Genomic DNA, 9412 nt, shown 5'->3' with positions numbered 1-9412 from the left:
TTGAATCCCAAGCGAAAGATCAAGATCAAGATCAAGATCAAGATCAAGATCAAGATCAAAAGATCGCAGGCTTCGCCAGCTCCTACAGGGCCCAGCGCGAGCTTGTGGGTGTAGACCTGCCTAAAGCCCCTCCTCCAGCACCTTGCTCAACTGCGCGCCATCGATGCTCAACGTCGCCGTGTCGAGCATGCCATCCAGGTAGGCCTTGGCGATTTGTTCCTGGCGCTGGGCGCGCAGGGCCTGGGTCAAGCGTTCGCGGACCTCGTCCAGGGTCGCTTCCCGGGCCGGCTGTTGTTCGGTGAGCTTGATGACATGAAACCCCGCCGGGCTCTGCACCGGGTCCGACACCGCGCCGACCTTCAGGCGCGCCACCGCCTCACGCACCGGCGGGACCAACTGCTGCAACGGTTGCAAACCACTGTCACCGCCGCGCTCGGCACTGGTGCGGTCCTGGGAAAAACGGCTGGCCAGCTCGGCAAATTCAGCGGGTGACGCCTGGGCCTTTTTGCTCAGTTCCAGCGCTTGCCGGCGCACCGCCTCTACGGTTTGCGGCTCGGTGGCTGCCAGGAAAATCTGGCTGACGCGGTACAACGCCGGCGCGGTCCAGTTGGCTTTCCCGGCGTCGTAAGCCTGCTTCAACTCGTCTTCACTGGGGTACCCGGCGGGCACCTGGCTGACCGACTGCAAGTAGTCGCGAAACACAATCTGCTCAGCCGCCGCCCGCGTCTGGCGCTCCACCTCGGGCCGCTCGCGCCAGCCTTGGGCATCGGCCTGTTCCAACACGGCTTTTTCCGCCAGGCGGGCACGGATCCAGCCTTCCAGTGCTGCCCGATTGCCACGCATTTGCTGGCGAACTTCGGGGGCCAGTGCGGCCAGCAGTGTCTTGAGTTCATCGGGGCTGACGTGCTGGTTGCCCAAGCGCGCCAGGCTCGGCGATTGAGCCGTAGCAACGCTGACGGTCTGTACCGCGGCGACCGGATCGCTTCCCGGCCGCAGGCCCAGTACCAGCGCCACGGCGAGCAGGCCCAGCGCTGCGGCGCTGATGACGAACGTCGGCTTCTTCACGATGCGACGGCCTCCTCCGATGGCGCCTCGACGGGCTCGGCCGGGGTTTGCAGGCGCGCCGCGTTCTGGCTGTACTCACGCAGGTAGACAATGAACTCCTGCAACAGGCGATCCCACAGTTCCAGGTGGCTGCGCAAATGATCGGCGCTCACGCCTGCCGCGACCACCACGTCCATTTCCATCACCAGGAATTCGCCCTGCAGCGACAACCGGGCAAAGCGGCGCGAGGCGTTCCACAACTCTACCAATCCCGCTGGCAACTCGCCCTGTACCCGCAAGGCACAGCTGAAGGTGAAGTCCAGGTATTGGCCCGCTGTCGGCGCAGGATTGCCCAAACGCACGGCAAAGCCGATGCCCTGGCTGGCGCTGAGCAGTTGCACGATGCCGTTCTGCTCGGTTTCGTTGACCCGATAGCCCGCGGCCTGCAACCACTCGGTCAAGGATTTGGTACCCACATGTTCAATCATTGAGGTCATGCTCGCTTCTTCCTTGTTCTGTTCAGTGAGTGATCGAGGCCTGGGGCGCATCGAAACGGTTCTTGTAGAGATCATCGCCAAACCCCTGGGCCAACTCTTCGAAACGCACCCGGGCCTTGGCCGCGAACGGCTGGCGGATCTTCACGATGTCGGTCACATCAATGGTTTCGTAGGCATGCAGCAGTGTCTTGGCGACTTCGTACATTTGTTGATTCTTGACCGAACATTGCTGCACTTGTGTGTCACGCTCGGTCAATTGCCCCTCCAGACGGGCGCGCTCGGCCTCTTTGCCACGGGCCAGGACCAACAGTTCTTCATAGGCTTTCTTGAATTTGCCAATCTGCTCGTTGCTCGCCGCCACCTGGGCCTGGGCCTGGTTTTGCAGGCTTTGCTGGTGGCCGGCCAGTTGTTCGGCCAGGGCCTGGGCCTTGGTCAATTGCGCAGTCAACTGCTTGATCTGCGCCTGGGCTTCTTTGGCCTGGCTCTCGGCCGCCCGACGAGCGGCGCTGGCCTGGGCCTGCTCGCTTTGCAGGGTTTGCAACTGGGCAGTAGTGCTACGCAGTTGGGCCCGCAGCCGCTCTTCCAGGCCTTCGCCGTGAGCCACGCCACTGAGCAGCAGGCCCAGCGTCAGCAACGCTGCCGGGCATGGGTATTTGGCTCGCCTTTTCATGAGGCCTCCCTGCGCTTAAAAGCGCGTGTTGATTTCAAGCTGCAAGACATCGATGTCGTACGGCGCGCCGTACACCGCTTCGGAACTCAACCAGCGACCGGTGGCGAAGACATTGCTCGCCAGGCCATAGTTGCCGCCCAGGAAATAACCCTTGGCGTTGGTGCCACCCAGATGAAATGACGAATCGTTGAAGCCGTCCGGCAAGGCATCGGGCTGGATGTACTTGTAGCCGGCGAACAGGTTCCAGTCGCCTTCGCGCTTGAGCTCCAGCGAGTTGCCAAGGGTGAACTGCAGCATCCAGGCGTTGGCGCCGCTTTCCACCTCGCCGTTCTCGTCCAGGTTGTTGGCGAACTGCCCCGCGGAGCGCTTGCGCATCTCGCCCTCGTCGTAGCCCAGGTTGTGGACGTAGTGGGCCTGGCTGCGCAGTTTCAGGTCTTCGGGCAGATCGGTGTCCCAAGCAAAATTCAGGTCCAGCAGGTTGAATTCCGAGGCCAGGCCGACGTATTGCGGCTGTGGCGTGGTGGACGGGTTGAGGGGGTTGGGCGTGATGTCGCGCAGCAGGAACACGGTGTTGCCCTTCTGCATGAACGCCACGCGCGAACCGTCGCTGTCGCAGCCTGGATCACCGGCCCAAGGCTGGCACGGCGAAGAGCGCTGGCCTTCGATGTCGTCGAAGCGGTAATAGGCCAGGGCCCCCTTGATCCGGTTGCTGTCGTTGATGGCCCAGTTGGCCCCCAGTTGCGCACCGTACAGCCACTTGTTGTCGCTCTCCTCCTTGTCGCTGCCATTGCTGGTGCTGGTGTCGTTGGTGTACTCCACCGGGAACGCACCGAGCGTACCGAACACGCCCCAATCCTGATTGAGCTTGTGGTTGAAGTTCGCCGCCACGCCATCGAAGTTCAGATCACCGGAATACAACAGGTCGGTGGAGAAAAACGGGTTGGCGAAACGCCCGCCGGTCAGGGTCAATTCGTCCGATGGCTTCCAGGTCAGGTAGCCCTGGTCGAGCCAGATGTCTTTCTTGCCAAAACCGCCACCGAGGGTCTGGGTGGTGGACACCGGGTTGTTGTCCGAGCCGGTGCCGATGCGGATACCCGCGCTCCATTGCGGGGCAATCACCGCTTTCATACCCAGGCGTGCACGCAGGCGGAACAGGTTCTCGCGGTCTTCGCGGGTGTTGAGCAACGGCGGCAGACTGGAGCTGCTGTTAGGGTTGACGTCGTAGGGCCCCTTGTCATTGAGCCGGGCGAAGTCGACGATTTCGTTGCTGTTGGTGCCCGAGTAATAGCGCGACTCATCCCGCAGGCGAATGTCGCCATCGAAACTGATGCGCGAGACCCAGTCCGGAAAAGTGTTGGGCTGGGCCCAGTTTTCCTGCTTGGCGGTGGCCATGACTTCAGCCTTGACCTGGTCGCGGATCTGTTCACGCACGATGTTCGGCACGTATTGCACCCGCACGTCCCCCGGCGCACCGGCCGGCGCTGCAGCAACCGCCGTGGCCGCCTGGCGGGCCTGCACGGCTTCCCGTTCAGCCTGGGCGATCAAGCCATCGGCCTGGTCCTGTTTCAACACGCCCTGCTGCACCAGCAGGCGGATCAGATTGATCGTGGCGTTTTCCGAAGGCGCCGGGGCGGCGGCCGCGTGCCCGGCCAGGCTCAGGACCACCAGGCCGATCGCCCACGATAATCGATTCACATTGGAAATCATCTGCACACAACTCCTTTGGCAAACTTTCAAATAGTCGGTTAACCCGGCCGCCGTCCCTGCAAGGACAAGCGCACGGGTAAAGTCAGGGAGGCCGGTGGCCGTTCATTCAAATGGGGCGCGGCTCGCAGGGCGGAAATAACTTGTTCGTCCACTTGCGGGTTGCCGCTGGACTTGACCAGCTCGACCCGGGTGATTTCGCCCACGGCACTGAGCCAGACATCGGCCTGCAGCGAGAACGCCAGGCTGCGCAGGTCGGGGTTTTCCCGCAGCAAGCGCTGAAAAGTGAACGCCAGGAACTGGCTGTAAGTACCATTGCCGAGGCGTCCGCCCCCTGCCCCGGCCATGCCACCGCCCTTGCCAGCACCGATGTTGAAGGCGTCGTTGCCGGACTGGGCATCGCCGTCCATTTGCATCGGGTTCGCCAGGTCATCGACCGGCGACGGCGGTGCCTCTTCCTCGGGCTTGACCTCTTCGGGTTCCGGGGTCGGCTCTGGCTCGACCACCTTCTCCTCGACCTGGGGCTCCGGCTCCTTGGGTTTCTCCGGCGGTGGTGGGGGCGGAGGCGGCAGCGGGATAATGGTCGGCACCTTGGGTGCTTCACGGCGCACGCCGCTCATGTCGTTGGCCCACTGCCACAGCAGCCAGGCCGCCACGGCACCCAGCAGCAGGCCCGCAGTCCACTTGAGCAGGCGCAACGGCGAGGTCTTCACCGGGGGCGGATCGATGGGGAGTCTGGCAGTCATGATCAGCCCTGGCTCGGTTTGCCGGTCACCAGACCGACCTGGGACAGTTCCAGGCGCCGCAACAGGTCCAGCACCTCAATGACTTTCTGGTACTGCACCGTCGCGTCGCCGCGCACGATCACCGGGAAGTCCGGGCTCTGGGCCTTTTCGATGCGCAAGCGCTCCTCCAGCTCGGCCAGGGTCACCGGGTAGGCATCGAGGAACACCTGCCCGCCGTCGTTCACCGAAATCGCCTTGGTCTTGGCCTCGGACAACGACACCGAGGCACTGGCCTTGGGCAGGTTGATCTGGATACCCGACACCTGGGCCGTGGCCGTGAGGATGAACATCACCAGCACCACCATGAGCACATCCACCAGCGGCGTGATGTTGATGCTGTCGACGGCGGCATCATCGTCGTCATCATGTGAAGCGTTTACGCTAGCCATGGCGACACCCTCAGACCGGTACGGACGATTGGACGTGATGATTACGGCGATGCGCCGCCTCACCGGACTGCCCTTCGCCGTGCATCTCTGCCAGGCGGGTGATGAACTCGTCGACGAAGACCCGCATGTCGGCGCTGACTTCCTTGTTACGGGTGATCAGGCGGTTGTAGCCGAACAGCGCAGGGATCGCGACGAACAGGCCCATGGCGGTGGCGAGCAATGCCGCGGCCATGCCTGGGGCGATAGCGTTGATGTTCACGTCACCGGCCATGGCCGTGCCGAGGAACACCACCATGATCCCCAGCACGGTGCCGAGCAGGCCGATGTACGGGCCGCCGGCGATGGCGTTGGACAGGGTCGAGAGCTTCGAACTGAGCTGCTGGTTTTCCCGGGTGCGCACGCCGTCCATGGAACAGCGGATCGCTTCGATGGTGGCCGCCGACACCGACGAAGTGTCGGCGCCCTGCTCGCGGCGGGTGCGAATCTCCTTGACGGCCACCAGGTACAGGCGCCACAGCGACGAGTGTTGCAGGTGCTGGGCGAGGTCCTGGTCATCGGCGAACATTTCCAGGCGCGTGCCGATCTTGGCGAACTGTTCGCGGAAGGCTTCGTTGGCCGCGCTGAGACGGCTGACCATGCGGTTCTTGCGGATCATGATGATCCACGACTGGAACATCATCAGCACCAGCACCGCGATGATCACCCAAGCGTCGAGCGGCACGGCCTTGAGCAAGAAGCCCAGGCTGCCGAAACCGAAGCCGGACTGTTCTTCATCGACCCCGTAGGCCACCAGTTTCGACTCGGCGCCCTGGGCATTGGCGTCGGCCAACAACAGTGGCGCCGGGCGGGCGACCTTGGACAGGCGCGCTTCGTCCATGGCCCCGCCAAATGGCGCGAAGTCACCGTCAGCGACATCAGCCCCCAGGGCAATGGCCGAATTGAACGCCGGCATCGCCACGGCGAGGCTCGCGGTTTCACGCCCATTGACGTACAGCACGACCCGGTCGCCCGAGGCGGTCAACGCCAGATGCTGCCACTGACCGGGGTTCAAAGGCTGGGTCGAGACCGCACGCTGGTCATCGATCGCTACGAACGGCACCCCCTGGTTCACACCAACCAACAGGCTGGTGTCGGCTTCACGACGGGCCAGAATGATTTGTTCGCCACTGGCCTGGTCCTGGCGCAGCCAGGTGCTGAAGGTGAACGCCGCGCCGGCACTGTGTTGCAACGAAGCGCTGGCAGGCAACAACAGCGGCTGGCCGTTGAACTGCAAGGCTCGCCCGATCACGCCGTCGATGCTGACACCGGCCGCGCCCTGGGCATTGTTGCCGTAGGCCGTGGTGTCCCGGGGCGGTACGCCGGTGGCGCCGTCGAAGTGGTACAGCGCGGTGTAGTCCGGGTCGAACGTCAACTGACCGCTGCCTGTGGCCGGCGCCTTCTGGTTGCCGTAATACATCCACACGTCCTGACGCTGGCCACCCTCAACATTCGGCACATCGACCCAGATCAGCGCCATGCCCATCAACGGGTCGAAGCTTTCGATCTGGTGATTGAACACGGTCTTGTCGTCGGCACTGACGAAGCGCAGGTCCGAGCCGTCGTCCTTGACGCCATCAAAAGTAAAGTTGCCGGTGTGCAGGCGCACCAGCAGTGCCGTGCGGCCCAGCGCCTGATTGATCGCCGCGCCCTGGGGCGTGGTGTCCACCGAAATCTGTTTGCGATAGTGCCATTCGTCCTGCCACCAGGCGTTGGCGGTCGCCGGAAGCACCAGCCCCAGGCAGATAAACAGGGATAACAATAAGCGTTGCATGGACATGACTCCTGGGTTCAAAACGTCGCTTGCAGGTTGAAGTGCAGGCGCGATTCCTGTTTCGAGGTGTTCGGCCCTTCGAGCAGCGGATAGCCCCAATCGAGGCTGCCGGATAACCATTTGCTCAGGCTCGCGCGGGTGCCGAGGCCGACGCTGGCGAGGCTGTAGTCGGCTTCCTGGTCGGGCAGTTCGTCGCGCAGGTACAACTGCGCGCCTTCGGCGAAGGCATAAAAGCGCCACTCCTGGATGTAGCTGCCGAGAAACTTGGCCAGGGACGGAGTGCGCAGCTCCTGGGACAGCAGGTAGCCGTCATCACCGGTGCGCTCGGCGGCCAGGTAGCCACGCACTGAAGTGGCGCCACCGGCAGAGAATTGTTCGTTGGAAACCAGCGGCCCGGAGGCGAGTTGGAAGGCGGCCTTGGAGGCGGTCTGCCAGTCGTTGGCAAAGGTGAAGGTGTAATTGCCGTCGCCCTTGAGCACGGCGAAGCTGGGGCTGGCGCGGTAGCGCTTGTAGTCGAACTCTTCGTCGGAGCTGCCATAGCCCAGCAGGCTACGGGTACCCGCCACCAGGCTCAGGCTGAGGCCCAACTGGCTTTTTTCGGTGTAGCGAAAGCCGTTGTAGGCGAAGGTGAACGGTGCGTACTTGAGCGGTGCCTTGTCGCTGGCCCCGCCCAGGTTGAGCTCTTCCTCGAAGTCCTTGAAATCCACCCCGACCGAGAAGCTGTTGGCCCATGCCCCACTGGACGGCAGGCTGTAGATTGCCGACACCCCGTAGGAATGCCCTTTACCCAACACGTTGCTGCCGCCGACGGTTGCCACGTTGCTGTCGGATTGGTAACCCGAGAACTGCACACTCCAGCGTTCGCTCAGCGGCGCGGTATAGGAGCCCGACCAGACCTTGGCGTTTTCGGTGTCCTGGGGCGCGGTGAAGAAGGTCAGCGACACGCTGTGGCCCAGTTGCCAGAGGTTGTTGTAGCCCAGGCTGGCGACCGTGCGCAGCTTTTCGGTGTCTGCGCTGTAGTCGTTGTTCAACCCCAGGCTGGCCTGCCAGGGGTTCTGGTCTTCGACCTGCAGATCCACATCCATCGTCCCGGGGCGTTGGCCTTCGCGCACCAGCGGCATCACCTGGCGCCCCGGGGTCTTGTTCAATAGCGCCAGTTCTGCCTGGACCTGGGCGAAATCGGGCACCTCGCCTTCCTTGAGCGCCGGCACGTCATCACGGATTTCGACGGGCGAGTAATGCTTGGCCCCCACCACCCGCACCCGGCCGATCTTGGTCTCGCTGACTTGCAGGTAGACGATGCCGTCTTCGACTTTCTGCTCCGGCAACTCGACGAACACCGATTGATAACCGCGGGCCTGATAGGCCTTTTGCAGGGCCTCCCGGGCACCTTCGATGTCGCTCAAGGCCTTTTGCGGACCGAGGAACGGGTACACCGCTTCCTCAATGGCCCGGGCATCGAGCACGGTGTTACCGCGCACGAAGTACTCGTTCACGTCCACCAACCGAACCGGCGCCGCTTCGGCCTCCTGCCCTCCTTCGGCAGCGAATGCCGACGGCCCCCCGACCGCCAGCAGCAACCAGCCCCACAGCGCCGGCCGCGATTTGAAGAAATGCTCCACACCACCCCCTGAATTCAAAGTACGGCTCAATTGCTTGCGGTCGATGTCGTGGCGTGCCGGGCCAGCCAGGTGTGCAGCAGCGCGAAGTTCAAGGAGAACTCCGGCATTTGCAGCAAGGCGCCACAGAACACTTCACCGATGATTTTCTGAATGAGCCGCACCGCCCGAGCGTCGCCCAGCAGCGTGGCGAGGTCTTTGCTCAGGACGTTGAAGCTCCAGACCTTCTGGTTCAGGTCCAGGCCGACGAACCAGCGGAACAGCAGGTTGTAATTGAGTTGTTCGTAGAGTTGCTGCTCGCTGGGCACCGAATAGAGCAGTTGCAGCAGAAGGATATGCATGGCGGTTTGCGGTGCGATCAGCATCTGGGCACCGGCGTTGAGGCCCTGCAGCACATCGCGATGGTCATCCAGCAGGTCGTCGATCTGCGGACGCAGCAAGACCAGCGAATGGCCTTGCGGAATGTAGCTGGACACTTCCTTGAGCGCGCCCTGCCAGTCATCCTGGGAAACGATCCAGACCCACGGCGCGCCGTAGCGATACACCGAAACCGGCTGCTTGCGCGCCGCCTCGACGATCTTCGACAGCCGCTGGTCCAGCTCCTGCATGCCCACTTTCGAATAACGTTCCATAGTCCCCATCGCCTCACTCCCGGCTTTGCGCCCCGGCTCCAAAACGACCTTGAAGGCCCCCTTGAACACGTCACACAGGCATGACGGGAATGGCGATGTGCTACCGAACTTTTGTCATGAAAGCTTCATTTGGAGGCGCCAGGAAGATGCCCTGACTTGGGACGACGGGCGGATTTTTGTGGGAGCGGGCTTGCTCGCGAAAGCGGTGGGTCAGCTTGCATCGATGTCGGATGGGCTGCCGCCATCGCGGGCAAGCCTTGCT

General features: G+C 63.0%; 9 protein-coding genes. All 9 read right to left on the bottom strand.

Translation table 11 applies throughout. The annotated features are described in order from the left end of the window. Nucleotides 1-120: 120 nt before the first annotated feature. Complete coding sequence (locus AC09SL_RS28725) at nucleotides 121-1065, bottom strand: peptidylprolyl isomerase (protein ID WP_058546009.1); 945 nt, start codon at nucleotides 1063-1065, stop codon at nucleotides 121-123. After that, on the bottom strand, nucleotides 1062-1541 hold the full coding sequence (locus tag AC09SL_RS28720; protein WP_058546010.1) for a YbjN domain-containing protein: 480 nt from the start codon (nucleotides 1539-1541) through the stop codon (nucleotides 1062-1064). Before AC09SL_RS28720 ends, AC09SL_RS28725 begins: the two co-directional genes overlap by 4 nt. A 22-nt stretch (nucleotides 1542-1563) precedes the next feature. Then, on the bottom strand, nucleotides 1564-2211 hold the full coding sequence (locus AC09SL_RS28715; protein ID WP_058546011.1) for a hypothetical protein: 648 nt from the start codon (nucleotides 2209-2211) through the stop codon (nucleotides 1564-1566). A gap of 15 nt (nucleotides 2212-2226) precedes the next feature. Continuing rightward, nucleotides 2227-3918 carry a putative porin gene (locus AC09SL_RS28710; RefSeq protein ID WP_064106832.1) on the bottom strand — a complete coding sequence of 564 codons (1692 nt, stop codon included), beginning with the start codon at nucleotides 3916-3918 and terminating at the stop codon, nucleotides 2227-2229. Between the two features lie 38 nt (nucleotides 3919-3956). Further along, entirely contained in the window at nucleotides 3957-4661 is a 705-nt protein-coding gene (locus tag AC09SL_RS28705) for an energy transducer TonB family protein (RefSeq protein ID WP_058545290.1), read from the bottom strand. Nucleotides 4662-4663: 2 nt separating this feature from the next. Beyond that, nucleotides 4664-5089, bottom strand: coding sequence for an ExbD/TolR family protein (locus tag AC09SL_RS28700; RefSeq protein WP_003201710.1), 426 nt, complete (start codon nucleotides 5087-5089; stop codon nucleotides 4664-4666). A gap of 10 nt (nucleotides 5090-5099) precedes the next feature. Next, nucleotides 5100-6899 carry a DUF2341 domain-containing protein gene (locus AC09SL_RS28695; protein WP_058545289.1) on the bottom strand — a complete coding sequence of 600 codons (1800 nt, stop codon included), beginning with the start codon at nucleotides 6897-6899 and terminating at the stop codon, nucleotides 5100-5102. Between the two features lie 17 nt (nucleotides 6900-6916). Further along, entirely contained in the window at nucleotides 6917-8479 is a 1563-nt protein-coding gene (locus AC09SL_RS28690; RefSeq protein ID WP_419555126.1) for a ShlB/FhaC/HecB family hemolysin secretion/activation protein, read from the bottom strand. 68 nt (nucleotides 8480-8547) lie between these two features. Continuing rightward, nucleotides 8548-9150, bottom strand: a complete 603-nt coding sequence (locus AC09SL_RS28685; protein ID WP_014338096.1) for a transposase — start codon at nucleotides 9148-9150, stop codon at nucleotides 8548-8550. Nucleotides 9151-9412 lie beyond the last annotated feature (262 nt).

Source organism: Pseudomonas sp. PF05 (assembly GCF_056521845.1).
This window is presented reverse-complemented; position numbering and strand designations above follow the sequence as displayed.